Raw genomic sequence first — 20573 nt, 5'->3', positions numbered from 1 at the left:
CCGAGGCCCGTCAGGTGGGCCGCTGGTGCGGGTGCCCGGCCGAGTGGTCCCGCTTGGGTTCCGGGCTGTGCGGGCGCTCCTTGCTCGACCCGCTGGTCTCCGCCGTCAGTTCCGACACCAGCGCGACCAGGTCGGTCGGCCGGTCCGGACCCCACCAGTCGCCCAGCAGCTCGGCCAGGGACTCCTCACGGGCATGCGCGAGCTTCACCACGGCCTCGGCGCCCGGTTCGGTGAGCACCATCTGCACCCCCACCCGGCGGGCCAGACCGCGTTCCTCCAGCTGCCGGGCGGCGTCGCTGATCACCCGCAGCGGTACGGGGGCGATGTCGGCGAGCCGGGCCGGTTCGATGGTGCCGTGCCGTTTGATCCGCAGCAGCATCCAGCCGGCGGCAGGCAGCAGGTCGTAACCGGCCCGCTCGGTGATCTTCTCGTAGACCTCGCGGCGGCCCTCCCGGGTGGCGAGGACCGAGAGGGCGCGTGCGCATTCGTCGTACGAGGACCGCTCGACCGGGTTCGAGGCCAGCGTCTCGGTGGAATCGGGAGCGGTCACCGAGCCGCGCAGCTTGTCCTCCTTGAGCAGCCATGCGAAGACGAACGCGATCAGGACGACGGGGGCTGCGTACAGGAACACATCGGTGATCGACGTCGAATAGGCGTTGAGCACGGGCTGCTGGAGCGAGGGCGGCAGCTGGCCGATGGCGCGCGGGTCGGCGGCCAGTCCCTCGGCGCTGACCCCGGGCGGCAGCGGCCGGCCGGCGAGGGCGGAGCCGAGCTTGTCGGTGAGCCGGTTGGTGAAGATGGTGCCGAAGATCGCGACGCCGAACGAGGCCCCGATGGAGCGGAAGAAGGTCGCGCCCGAGGTGGCGACGCCGAGATCCTGGTACGAGACGGCGTTCTGCACGACCAGGACCAGGACCTGCATCACCAGTCCGAGCCCCGCACCGAAGACGAAGAAGTAGATGCTCATCTCCCAGGTGGGGCTGGTCTCCGTCAGCCGGTGCAGCAGCAGCAGGCCGATCGCGGTGAGACCGGTGCCGACGACCGGAAAGACCTTCCAGCGGCCCGTACGGCTGACGATCTGGCCGGACGCGGTCGAGGTGATGAGCAGACCGAACACCATGGGGAGCATGTGGACGCCGGACATCGTCGGCGTGATGCCGTGCACCACCTGGAGGAACGTCGGCAGATAGGTCATCGCGCCGAACATCGCGAAGCCGACGACGAAACTGATCACCGCGACGAGGCTGAACGTCCTGATCCGGAACAGTTTCAGCGGCAGGACGGGCTCGGCCGCGCGCCGCTCCACGTACACGAAGGCGATCAGCAGCACCACGGCGAGGACGGCGAGGCCGATGATCTGCGCCGATCCCCAGGCCCAGGTGGTGCCGCCGAGCGAGGCGACGAGGACCAGGCAGGTGGCGACCGAGGCGATGAGGAAGGTGCCGAGGTAGTCGATGGTGTGCTTCGTCCGGCGGACCGGGATGTGCAGCACGGCGGCGATCACGGCCAGGGCGACGACCCCGATGGGGAGATTGATGTAGAACACCCAGCGCCAGCTGAGGTGCTCGGTGAAGAGACCGCCGAGAAGGGGACCGAGGACGCTCGTCGCACCGAAGACCGCTCCGAACAGGCCCTGGTACTTGCCCCGTTCACGCGGGGAGACGATGTCGCCGACGATCGCCATCGACAGCACCATCAGCCCGCCGCCGCCGAGCCCCTGGAGGGCGCGGAAGCCGATCAGCTGCGGCATGTTCTGCGCGATGCCGCAGAGGGCCGAGCCGATCAGGAAGATGACGATGGCGATCTGGAAGAGCCTTTTGCGCCCGTACTGGTCGCCGAGCTTGCCCCAGAGCGGAGTCGCGGCGGTCGACGCCAGCAGATAGGCCGTGACCACCCATGACAGGTGCTCCAGACCACCGAGATCGCTGACGATGGTCGGCAGCGCGGTGGAGACGATGGTCTGGTCGAGTGCGGCCAGGAGCATGCCGAGAAGCAGTGCGCCGATGGCCACCAGGACCGACCGCTTGGACTGGTCGGTGCCGGGGGCCGGGGCCGGTGGGCTCAACTGCTGGGCCATAGAACATCTCCTCGGATCCGCTACACCCCCATCCTGTCTGTTATGCACCGTTATGGCCTGCCGAGGAACGCCATGATTGGGCTTCCCGGCGGCGGGCTGCATAATCGCAGGCAGTTCAAGGGGAGGGGACCCACAATGACCGGACATATATGCCCGGAGTGCGGTACGGACAACAGACCGGGCACCGGCCCGCACTGCGCCTGCGCTCCACGCGCGGCCCACGGCGACGCCGGACCGCGGGACCACGCCGGGCAGTACGGCGTGACCGGGCAGGGGCGGGCCGGGCACGACGCCGCCTTCACGGAGCCGGCCGCCGGGCATCTCGACGACCGGGGGCGGATCGCCGAGCAGCAGCGCATCACGGAGCAGCACCACGCCGAGCGGTCGGCGGAGATGGCGGCGGCGGAGGACTTCGACCCGCTGCGCATCCGGCCGTACGTGACACTGGGCGGCGAGGACGCGACGGCGGCCGCCTCCGGGCCCGCCCGGGAGCACTCACCGGGCGGGCAGCCGGGTGACGCCGCCACGACGATGCCGCTGTTCCTGGATCCGGCGGGGGCGGACCCGCATCCGGACGGGATGAGCCCGGGCGGTGCGGACGACCTCACCGGCACCGCGCTCCTGACGGTCGGCCCGGACCCCGTGCAGCCGCGCCGCCGGCGGCCCTTCGCGGCGCTGGTCGCGGGCGCGGCCGTCGTCACGGTGGTCGGCACGGCGGCCTTCGTGGGCGGGCTGTTCCACGGGGACACCCAGGAGGCCGACCTGGACCAGGCGCTGCCCTCCACGGTGGCCAGCCTCCCCGAGGACAGCGTCGAGCCGTCCGCCTCCGCTTCGGCGTCCGCCTCCCCGTCGGTGTCGCGCCCCGCGTCCGGCTCGCCCTCCGCCACGGCCTCGGCCTCCGCCTCCGCGTCCACGTCGCCTTCCCCGTCCGCCTCGGCGTCCCGCTCCGCGTCGGCGTCCCCGTCACAGTCGACCGTGGCCTCGTCACCGACGGCCACGGCGGAGAGCAGCGACCCCGCAGCGATCGCGCCGCCCGCCCAGTCGCAGGACAACCCGACGCTGCAGCGCGGCGACGACGGCCCGGAGGTGGACGAGCTGCAGCGCCGGCTCCAGGAGGTCTGGGTACTCGCCCAGGGGCCCATCGACGACGACTACTCGGAGCGGGTCGAGAAGGCCGTGCACGACTTCCAGATCTGGTGGAACGTCGAGGGCGACCCGGACGGGGTCTACGGCACGAACACCCGGCGCGCGCTGGAAGGCGCCACGACGGGGCGGGGGCGCCACTGACCGGCACGGGAGGCCACGTCCGGGCCGGGATTCGCTTTCCCGGCCCCGTTTTTGTATCGTCGTGGAACAAAGTGGCCTGCGCGCGCACACCCTGACCGGCGAGCGGGGGCCACTTGTTCTCTTTCCCGCGCCGCCCGCCCCTCCGCGGCGTTCGCTTCCCCCCGCTCTGGAGCCCGCCCATGCCGGCCACCGTCCTCACCGCCCACGCACTCCTCCTCGACATGGACGGAACGCTGGTGAACTCCGACGCCGTCGTGGAGCGCTGCTGGCGGCGCTGGGCGCTGCGCCAGGGCCTGGACCCGGAGGCAGCGCTCAAGGTGGTCCACGGCCGGCAGGGGTACGCCACCATGGCGGTGCTCCTCCCGGAGCGCCCGATGGAGGAGAACTACGCGGACAACCGGCTGATGCTCGCCGAGGAGACCGCCGACACCGACGGCGTCGTCCCGATCGGCGGCGCCGCCGCGTTCATGGACGCGATCGCCGCGCTCCCGCACGCCCTGGTCACCTCGGCCGACATGGCTCTGGCCCGGGCCCGGATGACCGCGGCCGGGCTGCGGATGCCGGAGCTGCGGGTGACCGCCGAGAGCGTCGGCGCCAGCAAGCCGGACCCCGAGGGCTTCCTCAAGGGCGCGGCCGGACTCGGCTTCGCACCGGCGGACTGCATCGTCTTCGAGGACTCCGAAGCGGGAATCGCGGCCGGCCGGGCAGCGGGCATGCGCGTCGTGGGCGTCGGCCCGCGCGCGGCGGCGCTCTCCCCCGACGCCCACGTCGACGACCTGTCGCAGATCCGGGTGGAAGCGGCGGCGGACGGTTCGGTCGTGCTGCACATCAGCGCGTGACGGCCACGGCTTCCCGCGCAGGCGCGCGATAGCCGCACCGCCTGCCGCGCCCACGGCACACACCGGCCCACAGCCCGGCAGGCGCACCGGCACCGGCACACGGCCCGGCGGGCCACTGCCGGACCGGCCCGACGGCCTCACCGCCCGACGACCTCACCGCACGGCTTCACCGCCGCACCGCCGCACCGGCATCAGCGCGCCGCGTCCGGCTCCTCCGCCGGCTCGCGGTGCAGTCGCCCCCGCGCCACCAGTTCCAGCACGGTCGCGACGGCCGCCGCCTGTACGGCCATCAGGGCTACCAGCACGAACAGCTGTACGGCGCCCGCCTGTACCGGTGAGGCGCCGCCCAGCAGCATGCCCACGAAGGCCCCGGGCAGCGTGACGAGCCCCACCGTGCGCGTCTGATCGAGCCCCGGCAGGAGCGCGTCCGACGCCGCGGGCCGGGCGATCTCCAGCCGCGCGTCGCGGTCGAGGAACCCGAGCGCCATCGCCGCCTCCACCTCCCCCCGCCGCGTGGCCAGTTCGTCGAGCGCCCGCCGGCCCCCGAGCACCGTCGCGGTCAGCGCGCCCCCGATGAGGATGCCGGTCACCGGGATCAGCGCGATGCCCCGGACCGGGACAAGACCGGTGAGCAGCAGCACGACGACCACCGGCGCGACCCCCACCCCGATCGGCACGGCCGCCCACCGCCACGTGCGGTTTCCCGTGACGCGCCGACCCGCGGTCCACACGGCCACGGCGTACATCAGCGCGATGAACGCGAACATCGGCGCCAGGGCGTGGACCACCCAGCCGATCAGCGAGGAGACCACGGCGAGCTGGACGGCGGCCCGCAGCCCGGCCACGACGATCTCGCGCGACCGGCCGAGGGACGCGAACCGGGCGACGGCTGCGGCCGCCGCGAGCAGCAGCGCCAGGACGACGCCGAGCGTGATGTTCACCGGAAGCAGCACGCGGCCACCATAAATGCTGCCCCGTCATGCCTGAGGGACCAGCGCACGGCGTCGGATGCGGCGGATCGCAGGGCGGAGCGGCGTCCGCGTACGGGACGCGTCCGAGCGTCCCCGACGACGCGGCGAGGTGCCGAAGCCGCCGTCGCGCGCCCGCCGGGATCACGGGAGAACCCTGCGGGCCGGACCCCCGCCACACGAGGTGGGTGCGCGCCGACGGGGATCGCCGGAGAGCTCTGCGGGCCGCCCCGCCACCAGGTCGATTCCCCCTGCGGCCGGGGCGCGTCACAGCCAGCGGACCTGCCGCCCCCTCAGTTCCGTACGCCCGCGCACGCACTCGGGTACGCCCCCGCACCCCGAGCCCCTTTGTCAGACCCCTTGATGTGACGTGCCCATGTCGCCACTCTGTTACCTGGCGCCCACCCCACGGAAACCTGGCGCCGCCACGATGGCCGGGCCGTTCCGAACGGGCCGCCCAACATCCCCCCACATCAAGGGAGTTCGCATGTCAGGTGTCTACGCGCGTCGCATAGCCGTCCTCGCCGCATCCGCCGCGCTCGCCGCAACCACCGGGCTGCTCACCGCCCCCGGCGCCCAGGCGGCCATGCCCACCCCGGTCTCCGCGTCCACCGCCCGCACCTATCTGAGTGAGCTGACGGTGCAGGCGGAGGGCTCGTCCACCGGCTACAGCCGGGACAAGTTCCCGCACTGGATCACCCAGTCGGGGGCCTGCAACACCCGCGAGGTCGTCCTCAAGCGCGACGGGAGCAACGTCTCGCAGGACTCCAGCTGCGCCGCGGTCAGCGGCAGTTGGTACTCGGAGTACGACGGTGCCACCTGGACAGCCGCATCCGATCTGGACATCGACCACATGGTCCCGCTCGCCGAGGCCTGGCGTTCGGGCGCCTCCGGCTGGACCACGGCCCAACGCCAGGCGTACGCCAACGACCTGACGCGTCCCCAGCTCATCGCCGTCACGGACAACGTCAACCAGTCCAAGGGCGACCAGGACCCCGCCACGTGGCTCCCCTCGCGCACCGCGTACAAGTGCACGTACGTCCGCGCCTGGGTGCACGTGAAGCACTACTACGACCTGACCGTCGACTCGGCCGAGAAGAGTGCCCTGCAGTCCGTGCTCAACGGCTGCTGACGGCCCGATGAGGTTCCGGGAGCCGCCCCGCGGCCCCCGGCGGCCGGGACCGGTGCACTCCCGCAACTCCCCCGTCGTTCCGTACGGTACGAACCCGCCGTACGCATCCGCCGTACGGAACCGTCCCGTACGGAACGACGCGAGGAGTACGACATGGCCGGCCTGCGCCTGGGACCACTGCTGCGGTACGTCGACTGGGAGACCGCCACCACCGCCACCGTCTGGGTCGAGGCGGACCGCCCGTGCACGGCCGAAGTCCGTTGCGCGGACGGGGCGTCGGGCTCGTCCCGCACCTTCGCGGTCGCCGGGCACCACTACGCCCTGGTGGTGGTGACCGGGCTGACGCCCGGGTCCACCACCCCGTACGAGGTACTGCTCGACGACCGCACGGTGTGGCCGCCCGAGGAGTACCGGTTCCCGCCGAGCACGATCACCACCCCGCCCATACCCGCGGCGGACGGCGCCGAAGGGGCCGGCCCCGCGACGATCCGGGTCGCGTTCGGCTCCTGCCGCTGGGCGGCACCGCCCGCCTACGGCCATCTGCCGGGCCGGACCGACCCCGTGGGGCCGGACGCGCTGGACACCCTCGCCGCCCGCCTCGCCGCCGACCCCGACGCCGTACGCCCCGACGTCCTGCTGCTCCTGGGCGACCAGGTGTACGCGGACGAGACCTCCGAGGCGACCCGTCGCAGGCTGGCCGCCCGGCGCGATCTGAACGAGCCGCCGGGGGCCGAGGTGGCGGACTACGACGAATACACCGTCCTGTACGACGAGTCGTGGCGCGACCCCGAGGTGCGGTGGCTGCTCTCGACGGTCCCCAGCAGCATGATCTTCGACGATCACGACGTCATCGACGACTGGAACACCAGCGCCGCCTGGCTGGCCGGCGTCCGCGCCACGTCCTGGTGGCACGAGCGGATCGTCAGCGGGCTGATGTCCTACTGGGTCTACCAGCACCTGGGCAACCTCTCCCCCGCCGAGATCGCCGCCGACCCCCTGCACACGGCGGTGCACGCCACCGAGGACGCCACGGAAGCGGTGCGCCGCTTCGCCGCCGCGGCCGCCGACGACCCCACCCGCACCCGCTGGAGCTACCGACGCATTTTCGGCCGAGTACGGCTGCTCATGGTCGACAGCCGCGCGGCCCGGGTGCTCGACGAACAGCGGCGGGCGATGCTCCACCCGCAGGAGGAGGCATGGCTGCGCGAGGAGGCGCTCGCCGCCCCCGGCTCCTGCGACCACCTCTTGATCGGCACCTCCCTGCCGTGGCTGCTGCCGCCCCTGATCCATGACGCGGAGCAGTGGAGCGCCGCGCTGTGCCGGGGCGAGCGGGGCGGGCCCGACGGCCGCTGGGCGCGCGTCGGCGAGTTCCTTCGGCAACGCTCCGACCTGGAGCATTGGGCGGCCTTCCCCGAGTCGTTCGGGCGGCTGACGGAGCTGATCCGGGAGGTGGCCCAGGGGCCGGAGGCACCCGCGACGGTATGCGTACTGTCGGGCGATGTGCACCATGCGTACATCGCGGAGCCCGCTCCGTCCGCCGCGTCCGCTCAGGCCGCCACCGGCGCACCGACGGCCCGCGTCCTGCAACTGACCTGCTCTCCCGTGCACAACTCCATCCCCGCACCGCTCAGGGGCAGCTTCCGTTTCGCCTGGAGCCGGGCGGGACGGCTGCTCGGCCGGCTGCTGGCACGGCACGGGCGGACCGGAACGCCCTCGGTGCGGTGGCGCAGGACGGACGGACCGTGGTTCGGCAATCAGCTGATGACACTGACCTTGAGTGGCCGGAAAGCCGCGTTGTCATTGGTTCAGGCCAAGTCGAGGAAGTCAGGCACCGTGCTGGAGCTGGCCTTCGATCGCTCACTGACCGATGACGCCCCGTCGAGTTTCAGCCAGTCGACAAAACGTTGAACTTGCAAGTATTGGTGAGGCCTACCTAATCTGTGGCGCTCAGTCGGTTCACGTCCCCACCAGACCGAAGGAGCTCTCCCCCCATGTACACACGCCTGAATCAAGCCCAGCCCTACGCCCTCGCGCTCTTCCGCGTCGTCGTAGGCCTGCTCTTCGCCTGCCACGGTGCCGCCTCGCTCTTCGGCATCCTCGGCGGCGCCATGGGCGGCGGCTCCATACCCGCCGGCACCTGGCCCGGCTGGTACGCGGCAGTCATCCAGCTCGTCGGAGGCAGCCTCGTGGTGCTGGGCCTCGGCACCCGCATCGCCGCCCTCATCGCGTCCGGCTCCATGGCGTACGCGTACTTCAAGGTCCACCAGCCCGAGGCACTCTTCCCCCTGGAGAACGGTGGCGAGCCCTCGGCCGTCTACTGCTGGGCGTTCCTGCTGCTCGTCTTCACCGGCCCCGGCGCACTGGCCCTGGACCGGCTGTTCACCTCCCGCGCGACCGCGAAGAGCGACCCGGACCGGGCACCCGAGCCGAGCTCCCCGGTCGCCGTCTGACATCGGCCGCACACCCACCGCACGGGTCCGAGCCGACCGGGCCCGCAGCGAGACCCCGCGTCCACCGGGAACCGCTCCCCGGTGGACGCGGGGTACGGGCGCGAGCGAGGGGCCGCGGTCGCCGGGCGGGTCCGGGGCGCGAAGTACGGGCCGCGGGGCACGGTCCCGACGTACGGATCGCGAGGTACCGATCGCGAGGCGGGCAAGTAGCGCGCCGGCAGGGGCTGTGCCGGTGCGCACGGTACGTCTGTGACGCACGTGAGATGCCCAACATCGCGCATATATATGGATCTCCAGGTGAACGGCAGGCGTACGCTGTACAGCTGGCCCTGCCGCTCCTGCCGCTCCCCTGCGACGTCGCGGCGTTGTTACGAAGTCGGGGAGTAGAAGGTGCTCGAGAGTGTGGGTGCGCTGACCAGCAGCCCATGGATCTACGCCGTGGTCGCCGTCTCCGTGCTGCTCGACGTCTTCCTTCCCGTGCTGCCGAGCGGGGTCCTCGTGATCACGGCCGCCACGGCCGCCGCCGCGGGCACCACGGGTGTCGCGGCCGGCGCAGCGGGCGCGGCACGTCACGTGACCGAGGTCCCCTCGGTCCTGGCCCTGATCCTCTGCGCGGCCACCGCCTCCGTCCTCGGCGACCTCGTCGCGTACCGGCTGGCCTGGCGCGGCGGCGAGCGCCTGGACCGCGCCATCGCCCGCTCTCGCCGTCTCACCTCGGCGCAGGAACGTCTCGGCGCCGCCCTGAGCCGCGGCGGCGGAGTCCTCGTCGTCATCGCACGCTTCGCCCCGGCCGGCCGCTCGGTCGTCTCCCTGGGCGCGGGCGCCTCGCACCGCGCCGTGAAGGAGTTCCTGCCGTGGTCCGCCGTGGCAGGCGTGGCCTGGGCGGGCTACAGCGTGGGCCTCGGCTACTTCGGCGCGCACTGGCTCGGCGCGAGCTGGCTGGGCACGGCGCTCTCGGTGCTGGCCCTGTTCGTCGCGGGGGCGTTCGCCGCGCTCCTGATGAAGCGTCCTGCGGCGGCCGCGGCCGCCGCCTCCGCCCCGGTCTCGGTCCCTACGGCGTCCTGACACCACCCCGCACTTCCAGACCGTCCAGCAGCCTGGCCGTCGCTTCGGCGATCTCGTCGACTGCCCGGTCGAAGACCTCCCTGTTGTGCGCGGCCGGGGCACGGAACCCGGACACCTTGCGGACGAACTGCAGGGCGGCGGCGCGGATGTCTTCCTCGGTGGCCTCTTCGGGGAGGGCCGGCGGACGAAGGGTCTTGATGCTTCGGCACATGTCTCCAGTGTGGACCGCGCCACTGACAACGTCCCGGGCCGCGGGTGCGCCCCGGCCCACCGGCCGCGACGCACCCCTGATCCGGACTGCGATCCGGACCCGGCCCGTCAGCCGGCCAGCCCGCTGATCGCGTCGCCGATGTACTTGGCGCCGAGCACGACCAGCACCGTCGTCATGATCGCGGCGTTGTGCCGGCCCATCCAGGTCTTCCAGTTCCCCAGCACCTTCGAGGACCGCTCCCCGCCGAAGAGGTAGACGGCCAGCGGCAGCGTGGTGCAGAGCGACGCGACGACCACCATCAGCACGCCGGCGACGGTCTTCCCGCCCGCGTCGGCGGTGCTGGAGGCGATGGAGACCGCTCCGCCGACCGCCAGCACCAGGTTCTTCGGGTTGGCGACGGCCAGCACGGCCGCCAGCCCCGCCGACTTGCCGGGGCCGAACCCGTCGATCGCCCGCATCCACTGGGGTTCCGCGGCGTCCTGCCCCTCTCTCGGCCGCCCCCTCCACTGGTTGGCCGCCATCAGCACGAACAGCGCGCCCAGCCCCAGTTTCAGCCACAACGTCCAGGTGGCGGGGCCGTCGTCCCCCTCCGATGCGTCGGCGCCCGAGCCAGCGAGGACGACCACCGTCACCAGGACGGCGAGCGACACCGTCCAGGCCAGAGCGAAGGCGATGCCGTTGGACCGGCCGCGCGGGGTGGCGAGCATGAGGATGACGGCGATCAGCGGCAGCGGGCTGATGGCGATGCCGACGGCGGAGGCCAGCATCTGCCCGATCGCATCACCCACGGGCTGCCTCCCCGACCCGGCGGACGGCGGGGATCTCGTACGTCCCGTCCAGAATCGGCCGCTGCGGCATGTACAGCCTGATCATGGGCCGGAACTCTCCCTCGGGCGCCGGCAGCCAGTTCGCCGCCGCGTCCGGGTCGGCCGGCCGCTCCCGGCTGATGTGGACGGTCAGCGACCCGTCGTCGGCGCGCACGATTCCGGGCGTACGGTCCCCGATCGAGTACCGCCCCGCCGGATTGGCGACGAGGAAGTAGTCCGGGGTGCCGTACATGGTCACGGACCAGAAGGCGTCGACCGGCGGCGGCTCCTCGAAGCGGAGCTCGTAGCGGTGCGCACCGCTGAGCGGCGCACCGTCGGCGTCGTGGAAGGTCTGCGCGTACACGGCCTCGTAGCCGTGGTTCCCCCACAGTCCGATGCGGGCCGCCACGGCCCTGGCCGGATAGGAGGCCGCCCGGTCCGCGATCTTCCATTCCGGCGCGTCGATGGTCCCGACGCCGAACCGGTCCAGGTTGTAGTCGAAGAGGTGGGGGTCCATCGACCATCCCCCGCCGCCCCCGGCCCCCGACCGGCTGGCCGCCTCCACCCGCTCCTTGCCCAGGGCCAGTCCCTCGGTCAGGGCGCGTACGAGAGCGGAGCCGGCGGGGACGTACGGCGACGGCCCCTCCTCCAGGAGCCCCAGCGGCTGGAACCGGTCCTGGTAGGCCCGGTCCGCGGCGGACGGCGGGAAGTCGGCCATCCATACCCTCAGCTGCTCGAAGAAGCGGAGCTCCGCCGGGACCCCGGCATCGGGGGCGGGCAGACCGGTGCGGCGCTCGCCCGGTTCGAGAGGGGTGAGGGTGAACTGCTCCTGGAGGGCGCGGACCCGCTGCTCCAGGTCCTCGGGGCCGTCACAGGCGTTGCGGCCGACGATGGTGACGACGGTGGTGGGGGCGTCGATCACCCCGCGCACGTCCTCGGGTGCGGTGCCTGCCCAGCCGGGCGGCACGACGAGCCAGTCGCCGGCCTCCGTCCCGGTGGCCCGGCGGCCGACGTACGCGAAGTTGTTGGACCAGGCGTCGACGAACTGGAGGACGTAGTAGGCCCCGCCGGTGTCCGGGACGTGCAGCCGGAGCGGTCCGCCGGACAGGTCGAGCTGGGCGATCGAGTACACGGTGTCGTTGTTGACGGACACGAAGTGCGTGCCGGCGTCGGCGAGCCGGTCGGCGTGGGCGAACCGGTTGAAGGGCGCGGCCGGCAGGCCGCCGAACCCCTTGTGCAGACACGTCTCGACCATCGACAGGTCGAAGACGAGCGGATACCCGTAGACGTACGCCTCGGCTGCCGACTCGACGAGCTCGTTCGTGCGCTCCTCAGGCATGGAGAACCTCCCCTTCAGTGATCGTGCGCGGCGCGTTCGGTGATCGCGCGCAGCGGGCGTCGGCCTGGACCGGCCGCGGCCCTGGGCCGACGGTTCGGGCCCGTACACCCGGACGGCGGGGTGACGGGCCCGTCGGGCGCGGGAAGCCGGCCGGCGGCCCGCGCGGGGTCCTCGGACGGGTCCTGCCGCGCGTGGAGGGCCGGTCCGGCGGTGGCCCGGCGGTGGGGAGCCACCGCCGGGCCGACGCCGTCACCGGCACCCGTCAGATGACCGCCTTCGAACGGTCGGTGCACAGGGCCCAGATCACGAAGGTGTCGATCGCGAGGGAGACGACGGCCCAGACCGGCTGGTAGGGCAGCCACATGAAGTTGGCGATCATGTTGAGCGCCGCCAGCCCCACACCGGCGCCGCGCGCCCAGACGGAACCCTTGAGGATGCCCCAGCCGACGACGGCGATGATGACGCCGAGGACGAGGTGGATCCATCCCCAGGTGGTCACGTCGAACTCGAAGACGTAGTTGTTGATCCGCGCGTAGACGTCGTCGGAGGCGATTCCGGCGATGCCCTTGATCGCCCCCAGTACGCCGTCGACCATCAGCAGAACACCGGCGAACATGATCCCGCCGGCCGCCCAGGGGTTGATGCCCCCGGGGTGGGACGGGGGCGTGGGAGAAGTGCCCGGCGTGGGCGCGGTCTGTGCCATGAGGACTCCTGGGCCGGTGGGACTGCACGTCAGACCGACCCTGCTGGGCACGTTCGGGCTCGGCCACTCGGACGCGGCCGAACGGGTGAAGGGAACGGGACGCGCTGGAGGCACCTCGGAGGCCCCTCGCGTCGGGCACGAGGCGTCCGCGGGGCGGTAATTCGCTCCCTCTCCAGAGGTCCGGCGGCTACCCTTCGACTCGCCCCTCACGTGATCCCTCAGGCAGGAGTCGACATGCCCGGTCGCCCGAGCACGCGCTGACGTCGTAGGTCGTGATCGACCCGTCATCGCGTGCTGCCTCAGGTCTGCGGCACAGCGAGCCTTTCTCGCCCGGACAGCCGGTGCGCTCTTCCGCGCCCCGGCCGGCGAGCGTTGTCCTCCGCAGCTCAAGGGGTCCTCGTGCAACCGTTGCCGCACAACCGAACCTTCTCCACGCCGGCTTTCCCCGGAATCAGCCATGCCGGCCCGCGCGTTCGCCGCGTCCGGGGCACACGATGAAGGCGGCCTCCGGCGGCCGGGACGGGGCTCCGCCGGGCCTGTGGCGGGACGCCGACTTCCGCAGGCTGTGGGTGGGCCAGACCGCGTCGCAGTTCGGGGCGCAGTCCACGATGGTGGTACTGCCTCTCCTCGCCGTGGTGTCGCTCCACGCGACTTCCGGGCAACTCGGTTTCCTGCGTGCGGTGGAGCAGCTGCCGATCCTGCTGCTCTCGCTCTTCGCCGGCGCGTGGGTGGACCGCCGGCGCGCCCGCACGGTGATGGTGTCGGCGGACTGCGGACGGGCGCTCGTCCTGGCGGTGCTCCCCGCCGCGTACCTGCTGGGCCTGCTCGGGCTGCCCGTCCTGCTCGTGGTCGCGCTGCTCGTCGGCGTACTGAGTGTGTTCTTCGACGTGGCGTACCAGGCCTCGCTCGTACGGCTGGTGGGGCGCGACCGGCTGATGCGGGGCAACAGCGCGCTGGAGGGCAGCAGATCGGCGGCACAGATCGGCGGTCCGGCCCTCGGCGGCCTGCTGGTGTCGTTGTTCGCGGGCCCGGTCGCCGTCGTCCCCGGCGCGTTCTTCTTCGTGTGGTCGGCCGTGTCGATCCGGCGGATCCGCAGGCGCGAACCGGTCCCGGCGCGCGGCGACGGACCGGCCCGCGTACGGCAGCAGATCCTTGAGGGCCTCCGCTTCGTGGCCGGCAGCACCTCCCTGCGGGCGGTGGGTATCGCCTCGGCCCTGTTCCAGTTCTGGTTCGCCGCCCTGATGACCGTCTATCTGCTCTACCTCCCGCGCGGACTGCACCTGTCGGGCACGGCCGTCGGTGTGGCCCTCGCCGCGATGGGCCCGGGAGCGGTCGCGGGGTCGCTGCTGGCGGCGAGGCTGCCGGGAAGGTTCGGGTACGGCAAGGTGCTCGTGTCCTCGGCGGTGGTCGCGGACGGCGTGATGCTGTGCGTACCGGCGCTGGACGGTTCGGCCGCCGTCACGCTCCCCGTACTCATCGGCGTCAACTTCGCCTTCGGTACCTTCGGTCAGCTGGTCAACGTGACGATGATGGCCGTGCGGCAGGCCATCACTCCCGTACGGATACAGGGCCGGGTCGTGGCCACGATCAACTTCGCGGGCATGGGGCTGACCCCGGTCGGCTCGCTGCTGGGCGGCTTCCTGGCGGGCCACTGGGGACTGCGTACGACGCTGCTGGTGACCGCCGTCGCCCTCTCCCTGTCCCCGCTGTTCATGGCGTTCTCCCCGCTGGCCCGACTGGGCCGACACCTTCCGCACGAACGGCCGACGGGCCCCCTGGACGCCTGCCGCCAACACACGGACAGCACCCGTACGGCTCCGGATCCCCTCAGGGAGGAGTTCAGCCCGCCCGACGCAACCGGTACCCGTCGCGCCCGCACGCGGTGGCAAGGGAGGCGACGAGGATGATCACCGCACACACACCGGGAGAAACCAGAAGCCGTTCATCGCTCCCGAAGCCGTTCATCGCTTCCGAAGCTGTTCCACGACACGGGCCCGCAGCTGCGGCTCCACCTCGCGCTCGCTCATCGCCCTCTGCACGAGGGGAAGATCGGCGCCGTGTACCCGCATGTGCTCGATCAGGGGCGCAATCCGGTCGAGACGGTTGCGGACAAGCTCGGAGACCAGCCTCAGCTCCAGGCGGACGACGGGAACGACATGACTGCCGAGTCCGACCCGTACACAGTGCTCCCAGGGGCCGCGCCCCGTGCACTCGAAGGTATCGGTGTCGGCCGGCCACTCGACCGTACTGATCTCCACATCCGTCCCGTCGACCCTGAACCGGGCGAAGTACTGCCGCGCTTCGGGCAGCCAGGCCGGTGCGTCCGGACACGGGAACCCGGACAGCCCGGCTGCGAATCCGTCGACGTCGGCCCGGCCGCCGACCAGGATGTCCACATCGCCTGCAGGCAGCAAGACTCCCTGCGCCAGCGCGGCACCGGTCCCGACCAACCGATAGGCGAGGCCCCGCGTGTCGGGATCGACTCGGTCGAGGACGAGGGAGAAGAGTCTCCGCAGCTCGTCGGGGCCCCGCAGTGCCCTTGCCCTGCCATGGGGTTCCATGACGCGATTGTGCCCTCCGGGGGCGTGGGAGACCGAGGTTCGGCGGCAATGCCGCATGCTCGGGGCGACGTTGGTGCGCCTCGGCGACGCCGCCCGGCGCCGGCCCTCACACGGTGACCCGGGGCTGCGCCGGGCCGAGGTGGTGCACGGCTGTCTGCTGGGCGTGCGGGGTGAGGAGCTCCCGCAGTTCCTCGGCCGCGGCCTTCAGGAGGTGGCCGTCGCGGGTGGCGTGGAGCGTTTCGAGGATGAAGGCGACCTGGGTGGAGTCCTCGGTGACACGGGTGCGGTGAGCGTCGCGGTGGTTCCAGTGCCGGGTCAGGACGCCGTCGGCGTCGGCGTAGATGATCTCTCCGGGCTTGGGGTTCTCGACGGTGCCGGGTTCGCCGAGCGGGGTGAACTCCTCGCTGCCGTCCGCGTGCCGGATGTCGACGTCACCGCTGACCCGGCCGAGATCGAACGCGCCGGCGGGCAGGCCGTGACGCACGGAGACGGCGTTGTAGGAGTCGACCGGCTGATTGATCCGCGGCAGCGCCCCCTTCTTGGCGAGGCGCCTGCCGAGTGCGTCCACGCTGGGGCGGATGCGCCGGGGGTTCGTGCCGAAGGACCGGTAGGCGGCGTGCCACACCTCGATGCGGGGGTCGGCCTCGTCGGCGGGCTGCCAGGCACCGGACGCGAGTTCCTGCTCCAGTGCCTCCAGCGCGGCGGTCGTGCCGGGCCAGTCCTCGCGACCACGCAGGCCGGTGGCGGTGACCACGGCGACGAGGGTATCGGGGAAGGCGTCGGCGACAGCGGGGGCAAGGCGGAAGTCGGTCATGAGTGAAGGCTCCGTTTCTTCGTACGTACGGCAGGGCGGAAAGTCAGACCTTCCACGGGCCGATGCGGTCCAGGCGGCGGCGCTGCTGGTCCGCGGCGGGGGCGTCGAGACCCTTCCCCCGTCGGGTGAGGCTCTCGGCCACGGCCGTACGGTGCTCGACGGGTTTGTGGTCGTCGTACTTGAACTTGGCCATGACTTCGGTGACTTCCAGGCGAAGCCCGCGGATGCCGGGCAGCATCCGGCCGTAGGGGGGCTGGTCGACGGCGACGGGTGCGTGGTCGCCGTCGGGCTGGAAGTGGGCGAGCTGGCGGCGCAGCAGCTCGGCCTTGGCCTCGGGGTCGTCGACGACGGTGGCGCGGCAGGTGAACTGCACGGCCGCGTAGTAGCTGGTCGGCACGCCGTCGGCGGGCGGGGTCCCGGGACTGGCGCGCCAGGGTGCGGGGATGAAGGCGTAGTCGCCGATGACGGTGAAGGTGACGTTCGGGTCGTGCTCGATCGCTTCCCAGACCGGGTTGGGCCGGGCGAGGTGGATCAGCAGGTCGCTGCCGTCGGTGGTGAAATGGGTGGGGACGACGGCGGGCGGCCGGCCCGGCAGGCCGTTGACGCTGAGCTGTCCGAAGTCGTGGCCGTCGGCGATCCAGGTCTGCCATTCGGCGGCGTCCAGGGCGGCGTCCCAGGGATGGATGAGCATGCGGCTCCTTGCACGGGTGCGGTGGTGCGGCGGGGTCGATCAGGTTCGGGGCCTCGGGCTTCAGGCCTCGGGCCTCGGGCCTCGGGCCTCGGGCCTCGGGCCTCGGGGAAGGCAGGGGCTCAAGTGAGGGCGAGGAGGCTGACGGCAGCGGCGGCGGTGCCGAGCCCGACGAGCTGGCCTCGGTGGATGCGCTCGGCCAGCACCATGCGGGCGAGCAGGACGGTGCCGGCCGGGTAGAGGGCCGTGATGACGGCGACCACGGCGAGGTCTCCGCTGCGGGCGGCGAGCAGGAAGAGCAGGTTCGCGACCGAGTCCAGCACGCCGGCGGCGGCGGACATCGCGTAGGCGGGCCGCTCGGATCCCAGCCGTCGAAACATCAGCCCGGCCGCACCCAGGGTGACGGCCGAGGACACCGCCCTGCCGATGAGCAGTGGAGCGACCCCGCTGTCGGACGGTGCCTGGTGCAGGAAGATCAGCTGGAGGGCGATGGCGGCGCCCGCACCGAGAGCGAGCAGCATGGCCGTACGCGAGGGCCGCGCAGCCCCCGAACCGTGCCCGGCACTGACCAGCACCACCGCGGCCAGCGCGAGCGGCAGACCCACCAGCCCGGCGACGCCCAGGCGCTCCCCCTGGAGCAGGCCGACGCCCACGGGCAGCATGGCGGACACCAGCGCCGTCACGGGTGACAGCACGTTCATCGGGCCGATCGCCAGCGTCCGGTAGAGCAGGGCGAACGCGGCGGCCGACGCGACACCGGACGCGGCACCCCAGCCCAGGGCCTCGACGCCGAACGACGCTCCGAGGAACGGCCACAGCAGCAGTTCGACCGCGAGGGAAGCCGGGGCCGCGATCATCACGGTGTGCAGCACATGAGCCTTGCGGGCCCCGAGGCCGCCCAGGAAATCGGCGCAGCCGTAGGCGAGCGAGCTTCCCAGGGCCAGTAGCAGAGCAATCACGGGCACATCCCTTACCATTCACTGGAACGACCCAACGGTACAACGAAACGACCGACCTCTGTCAACCAAACGACCGCACGGTGCATTCCAGTGGTCCTTCGCAAGGATGGTGATCGGATGGCCGAGACGGACGCGGCACTGCGGACGCTCGCGCACAACGTCAGAGCGGCCCGCACCCGCGCGGGCCTGTCCCTGGACGAGCTCGGCCGGCGCGCACAGGTCAGCAAGGGCGCGCTGGTGGGCCTGGAGAAGGCTCAGGGCAATCCCAACTTCGCCACGCTCGTCCGCCTGGCCGACACTCTGGGCATCTCGGTGTCCGCGCTGATGGAAGGGCCGGCGGAAGGCCGTGTCCGCGTCGTCACGGCCGACGCCGTGGCCCCTCTGTGGACCGGGACGCAGGGCAGCGAGGCCCGGCTCATGCTGACGACCTCGGGCGCGGCCCCGGTCGAGGTCTGGCGCTGGCGCCTGGAACCGGACGAGGAGTACCCCAGCCACCCGCACCAGGCCGGGGTCGTGGAAACGGTCAGCGTGACATCCGGCAGCATGACGCTCGTCGTGGACGGCACCGAGCACCACGTCGAAGCCGGCCAGACGGCGGCTTTCGACGGCGACGCCCCCCACGCCTACCGCGGCGCCGGCACCGAGGCCTGCCATTTGATCATGACCGTCCACCTGCCGCCCGGCCCGGTTTCCTCCGCCTGAGGCCTGAGGCTTGACGGCGAACCCTGCCGTCAAGCCGCTCCTGCTCCCGCTTCTGCAGCGCGCTCGACCACGTTCACGGTTACGACCACGACCACGACCACGACCACGACAACCTGAGCATGAAGGGCCCCGGCTGCGTCCTGGAGCTGACGCACCGCCCCCTCACGGCAACGAGCGCGTGAGCCACACCACTTCACCGCTGTCGTCCGTGGTCATGTGATCGCGCGCGAACCCGAGCTTCTCCAGGACGCGGAGCGACGGCGTGTTCCAGGCACCGACGGTCGACCAGAGCCGCTTCCGCCCGGTCGCCGCAGCCGCATCGAGCACGGCACGGGCCGCCTCGGTGGCGTACCCATGCCCGTGCACACGCTGGAACAGTTCATACGCGATCTCGGGCTCCTCCACGGTGGAGCGGCCGATGATCAACCCGCAATAGCCGATGAAGTCGCCTTCGGCGCGGCGCTGGATGGGCAACAGGGCGAACCCGGTCGTCTCCGTCCCGGCGAGCAGCGTCGCGATGGACGTCCGGGCGCGCTCCACTGTGGGCGTCCCCTTGCCTCGTTCGGCGAGGAGGGCGCTGAACTCGACAGCGTCCGATTCGGCCCACGGCCGCAGGATCAGCCGCTCGGTCTCAAGGTGGAACGCCATCGTCTCGTACGTAGACATGGCCCCACTCTGCCTCACAGGTCATCGCCGAATAGGGGCTGCTTCCCGGATCCCTCGCGTCCGGGGGCGACCGGCCCCGCAACGCCTCCACTGAAGCGAACGGAGACATCGGCGACCAGCGACGCGACAACGCCTACATCAGCCCGGACCGGTCGCCCGGGCGGTCCCCCATGCGGTCAGCGCTGCGAAGTCGTCGGCAACCAGGCCGCGTCGGGCGTCGATCCGGCGCAGCAGGGCGGGACCGTCGTGATGCTCCTTCACCCAGGCGTGATCGGCCTGGGTGATCTCGTCATCGATCCACGCGAACGCCCGGCCTGCCGCCCACGCGACGATCTCAGGCGTCTTCCAGAACACACCGGGCGACTCAACCCGGATCATGGCCTGGCGCTGGTCGCAACGACTTCAGGGCCGGGCCCGAGTCCGGACCGGCTGCACCCCACCGTCATCGGCGGGGACAGCAGACGTCCGGCCAGTTCCTCCACCCACACGTCGGTGATGATCGAGCGGGTCGCCAACGACGAGTCTGCCCACTCCGATGCAACTACGCTGGCGAAATCGCCACGTCTGAACGAAGGACACACATGGCTCGCCCCTACGCCCCCGGACCGAAACAGTTCGTCTTCGGTGTCGGCGACGGCAACGACCAGCAGGTCTCCGTGCACGACCCTCAGGAAGCCTACGTAGCGTTCTCCGCGTTCTTCCGGGATCGGGACTCCGCGACCTACACCATCGAAGACGAGCCGTCGGGCCAGAGCCTGGTGCTCATGCCCGGTCAGGGCGTGGTCGCCCGGACACAAGGAGCGGACCGGCCTCGGTCGGAGTACCTCCAGGTCGACCGAGTCAATCGCTACCTGCCGAGCGCGATGCTGTTCTTCGAGAACGGATACGCCGGCCTCGACCGATTCGGCCAGTGGTTCGCGGACCTCGCCGACCTCGACGCCTCGCCGGAGAATCGCGGTGCCACTCGCGCCGCCACGTTCACGACCGAATCCGCGGCCATCAGGGAAGTCGCCCGGATCTGGGCGGATTCGGGCTACGTGGACCCGAGCGACCAGTACTACGTGTTCTTCGACTCGCGTGATGCCGACGACGACCGAGCCGAACGAGCCGAACTGCTCAAGCTGATCGCATTTCTCGGCATCGAACGGGTCGACACCCCGGCCGGGGCCGCCGAAGGCGAAGTCTGGGTACGCACCGACGTGCGCCTCGACGTCGAATTCGAGCGGTGGTCATGACCGCAGGGGTCGGTCATCACCGGAGGGATCGGTCATGACCGGAGGGATCGGTCATGACCGGATGGTTCGGC

At 71.8% G+C, this 20573-nt stretch carries 21 protein-coding genes; 9 read left to right on the top strand and 12 right to left on the bottom strand.

The features are described 5' to 3' along the window. Positions 1-10: 10 nt before the first annotated feature. Positions 11-2077, bottom strand: coding sequence for a DHA2 family efflux MFS transporter permease subunit (locus ACGFZA_RS18115; RefSeq protein WP_393680152.1), 2067 nt, complete (start codon positions 2075-2077; stop codon positions 11-13). 135 nt (positions 2078-2212) lie between these two features. Between ACGFZA_RS18115 and ACGFZA_RS18110 the strand changes: the two genes are divergently transcribed. Both ACGFZA_RS18110 and ACGFZA_RS18105 read left to right on the top strand, forming a co-directional pair. Further along, complete coding sequence (locus tag ACGFZA_RS18110; RefSeq protein WP_393680150.1) at positions 2213-3364, top strand: peptidoglycan-binding protein; 1152 nt, start codon at positions 2213-2215, stop codon at positions 3362-3364. Between the two features lie 179 nt (positions 3365-3543). Beyond that, entirely contained in the window at positions 3544-4203 is a 660-nt protein-coding gene (locus ACGFZA_RS18105; protein ID WP_385287405.1) for an HAD-IA family hydrolase, read from the top strand. A gap of 191 nt (positions 4204-4394) precedes the next feature. Here ACGFZA_RS18105 and ACGFZA_RS18100 read toward each other — a convergent pair whose 3' ends face one another. Further along, positions 4395-5156 (bottom strand): ABC transporter permease, encoded by a 762-nt coding sequence (locus ACGFZA_RS18100; RefSeq protein WP_385287408.1) that lies wholly within the window; start codon positions 5154-5156, stop codon positions 4395-4397. 502 nt (positions 5157-5658) lie between these two features. Between ACGFZA_RS18100 and ACGFZA_RS18095 the strand changes: the two genes are divergently transcribed. From ACGFZA_RS18095 to ACGFZA_RS18080, 4 genes are all read left to right on the top strand, one after another. After that, positions 5659-6303 (top strand): HNH endonuclease family protein, encoded by a 645-nt coding sequence (locus tag ACGFZA_RS18095; RefSeq protein WP_385287411.1) that lies wholly within the window; start codon positions 5659-5661, stop codon positions 6301-6303. Between the two features lie 153 nt (positions 6304-6456). Next, positions 6457-8211 (top strand): alkaline phosphatase D family protein, encoded by a 1755-nt coding sequence (locus ACGFZA_RS18090; RefSeq protein WP_393680146.1) that lies wholly within the window; start codon positions 6457-6459, stop codon positions 8209-8211. Between the two features lie 83 nt (positions 8212-8294). Beyond that, positions 8295-8753 carry a DoxX family protein gene (locus ACGFZA_RS18085; RefSeq protein WP_385287416.1) on the top strand — a complete coding sequence of 153 codons (459 nt, stop codon included), beginning with the start codon at positions 8295-8297 and terminating at the stop codon, positions 8751-8753. Between the two features lie 390 nt (positions 8754-9143). Further along, positions 9144-9818: a DedA family protein gene (locus ACGFZA_RS18080; protein ID WP_385287417.1), complete on the top strand. Its 675-nt coding sequence runs from the start codon at positions 9144-9146 to the stop codon at positions 9816-9818. Here the strand turns inward: ACGFZA_RS18080 and ACGFZA_RS18075 are convergent. The 4 genes from ACGFZA_RS18075 to ACGFZA_RS18060 all read right to left on the bottom strand — a co-directional run bounded on the left by ACGFZA_RS18075 (position 9805) and on the right by ACGFZA_RS18060 (position 12877). Beyond that, positions 9805-10029, bottom strand: a complete 225-nt coding sequence (locus ACGFZA_RS18075; protein ID WP_326662624.1) for a DUF2277 domain-containing protein — start codon at positions 10027-10029, stop codon at positions 9805-9807. The two genes, ACGFZA_RS18080 and ACGFZA_RS18075, sit on opposite strands and share 14 nt — an antisense overlap. Positions 10030-10136: 107 nt before the next feature. After that, the gene (locus tag ACGFZA_RS18070; RefSeq protein WP_393680143.1) at positions 10137-10817 is read right to left on the bottom strand and encodes a GAP family protein; all 681 of its coding nucleotides are present in this window, start codon (positions 10815-10817) and stop codon (positions 10137-10139) included. Next, positions 10810-12174: a DUF1254 domain-containing protein gene (locus tag ACGFZA_RS18065; RefSeq protein WP_385287422.1), complete on the bottom strand. Its 1365-nt coding sequence runs from the start codon at positions 12172-12174 to the stop codon at positions 10810-10812. The genes ACGFZA_RS18070 and ACGFZA_RS18065 overlap by 8 nt, the downstream gene beginning before the upstream one ends. Before the next feature lie 262 nt (positions 12175-12436). Beyond that, a complete protein-coding gene (locus ACGFZA_RS18060; protein ID WP_385286381.1) occupies positions 12437-12877 on the bottom strand; it encodes a hypothetical protein in 441 nt (146 codons plus the stop codon). A gap of 494 nt (positions 12878-13371) precedes the next feature. On the opposite strand from ACGFZA_RS18060, the gene ACGFZA_RS18055 reads away from it, so the two are divergent. Next, positions 13372-14784: an MFS transporter gene (locus tag ACGFZA_RS18055; protein WP_393680140.1), complete on the top strand. Its 1413-nt coding sequence runs from the start codon at positions 13372-13374 to the stop codon at positions 14782-14784. Positions 14785-14838: 54 nt separating this feature from the next. Here ACGFZA_RS18055 and ACGFZA_RS18050 read toward each other — a convergent pair whose 3' ends face one another. The 4 genes from ACGFZA_RS18050 to ACGFZA_RS18035 form a co-directional block, all read right to left on the bottom strand. Next, positions 14839-15438 (bottom strand): hypothetical protein, encoded by a 600-nt coding sequence (locus tag ACGFZA_RS18050; RefSeq protein ID WP_393680138.1) that lies wholly within the window; start codon positions 15436-15438, stop codon positions 14839-14841. A 106-nt stretch (positions 15439-15544) separates the two neighbouring features. After that, positions 15545-16252 (bottom strand): B3/4 domain-containing protein, encoded by a 708-nt coding sequence (locus ACGFZA_RS18045; protein WP_393680136.1) that lies wholly within the window; start codon positions 16250-16252, stop codon positions 15545-15547. Positions 16253-16295: 43 nt separating this feature from the next. Continuing rightward, positions 16296-16943 (bottom strand): FMN-binding negative transcriptional regulator, encoded by a 648-nt coding sequence (locus ACGFZA_RS18040; protein WP_393680134.1) that lies wholly within the window; start codon positions 16941-16943, stop codon positions 16296-16298. 119 nt (positions 16944-17062) lie between these two features. Beyond that, entirely contained in the window at positions 17063-17899 is an 837-nt protein-coding gene (locus tag ACGFZA_RS18035; RefSeq protein ID WP_393680132.1) for an EamA family transporter, read from the bottom strand. A gap of 117 nt (positions 17900-18016) precedes the next feature. On the opposite strand from ACGFZA_RS18035, the gene ACGFZA_RS18030 reads away from it, so the two are divergent. Continuing rightward, entirely contained in the window at positions 18017-18601 is a 585-nt protein-coding gene (locus ACGFZA_RS18030; protein ID WP_385286392.1) for a helix-turn-helix domain-containing protein, read from the top strand. Positions 18602-18763: 162 nt separating this feature from the next. Here the strand turns inward: ACGFZA_RS18030 and ACGFZA_RS18025 are convergent, their stop codons facing one another. Further along, positions 18764-19267 carry a GNAT family N-acetyltransferase gene (locus ACGFZA_RS18025; protein WP_393680129.1) on the bottom strand — a complete coding sequence of 168 codons (504 nt, stop codon included), beginning with the start codon at positions 19265-19267 and terminating at the stop codon, positions 18764-18766. A 138-nt stretch (positions 19268-19405) separates the two neighbouring features. After that, a complete protein-coding gene (locus ACGFZA_RS18020) occupies positions 19406-19645 on the bottom strand; it encodes a hypothetical protein (RefSeq protein WP_393680127.1) in 240 nt (79 codons plus the stop codon). 203 nt (positions 19646-19848) lie between these two features. Here ACGFZA_RS18020 and ACGFZA_RS18015 point away from each other — a divergent pair, with 203 nt between their 5' ends. Continuing rightward, on the top strand, positions 19849-20502 hold the full coding sequence (locus ACGFZA_RS18015) for a DUF6357 family protein (RefSeq protein WP_393680125.1): 654 nt from the start codon (positions 19849-19851) through the stop codon (positions 20500-20502). Positions 20503-20573 lie beyond the last annotated feature (71 nt).

Origin of the sequence: Streptomyces sp. NPDC048211, from assembly GCF_043202315.1 — a bacterium.
Taxonomy (GTDB): Bacteria; Actinomycetota; Actinomycetes; order Streptomycetales; family Streptomycetaceae; genus Streptomyces.
This window is presented reverse-complemented; position numbering and strand designations above follow the sequence as displayed.

Bases quoted from the DNA above. Each gene is read 5' to 3' on its own strand.
- ACGFZA_RS18115 (WP_393680152.1), bottom strand. From the start codon at position 2,077: ATGGCCCAGCAGTTGAGCCCACCGGCCCCGGCCCCCGGCACCGACCAG.
- ACGFZA_RS18110 (WP_393680150.1), top strand. From the start codon at position 2,213: ATGACCGGACATATATGCCCGGAGTGCGGTACGGACAACAGACCGGGC.
- ACGFZA_RS18105 (WP_385287405.1), top strand. From the start codon at position 3,544: ATGCCGGCCACCGTCCTCACCGCCCACGCACTCCTCCTCGACATGGAC.
- ACGFZA_RS18095 (WP_385287411.1), top strand. From the start codon at position 5,659: ATGTCAGGTGTCTACGCGCGTCGCATAGCCGTCCTCGCCGCATCCGCC.
- ACGFZA_RS18090 (WP_393680146.1), top strand. From the start codon at position 6,457: ATGGCCGGCCTGCGCCTGGGACCACTGCTGCGGTACGTCGACTGGGAG.
- ACGFZA_RS18085 (WP_385287416.1), top strand. From the start codon at position 8,295: ATGTACACACGCCTGAATCAAGCCCAGCCCTACGCCCTCGCGCTCTTC.
- ACGFZA_RS18075 (WP_326662624.1), bottom strand. From the start codon at position 10,029: ATGTGCCGAAGCATCAAGACCCTTCGTCCGCCGGCCCTCCCCGAAGAG.
- ACGFZA_RS18065 (WP_385287422.1), bottom strand. From the start codon at position 12,174: ATGCCTGAGGAGCGCACGAACGAGCTCGTCGAGTCGGCAGCCGAGGCG.
- ACGFZA_RS18060 (WP_385286381.1), bottom strand. From the start codon at position 12,877: ATGGCACAGACCGCGCCCACGCCGGGCACTTCTCCCACGCCCCCGTCC.
- ACGFZA_RS18055 (WP_393680140.1), top strand. From the start codon at position 13,372: ATGAAGGCGGCCTCCGGCGGCCGGGACGGGGCTCCGCCGGGCCTGTGG.
- ACGFZA_RS18050 (WP_393680138.1), bottom strand. From the start codon at position 15,438: ATGGAACCCCATGGCAGGGCAAGGGCACTGCGGGGCCCCGACGAGCTG.
- ACGFZA_RS18045 (WP_393680136.1), bottom strand. From the start codon at position 16,252: ATGACCGACTTCCGCCTTGCCCCCGCTGTCGCCGACGCCTTCCCCGAT.
- ACGFZA_RS18040 (WP_393680134.1), bottom strand. From the start codon at position 16,943: ATGCTCATCCATCCCTGGGACGCCGCCCTGGACGCCGCCGAATGGCAG.
- ACGFZA_RS18030 (WP_385286392.1), top strand. From the start codon at position 18,017: ATGGCCGAGACGGACGCGGCACTGCGGACGCTCGCGCACAACGTCAGA.
- ACGFZA_RS18025 (WP_393680129.1), bottom strand. From the start codon at position 19,267: ATGTCTACGTACGAGACGATGGCGTTCCACCTTGAGACCGAGCGGCTG.
- ACGFZA_RS18020 (WP_393680127.1), bottom strand. From the start codon at position 19,645: ATGATCCGGGTTGAGTCGCCCGGTGTGTTCTGGAAGACGCCTGAGATC.
- ACGFZA_RS18015 (WP_393680125.1), top strand. From the start codon at position 19,849: ATGGCTCGCCCCTACGCCCCCGGACCGAAACAGTTCGTCTTCGGTGTC.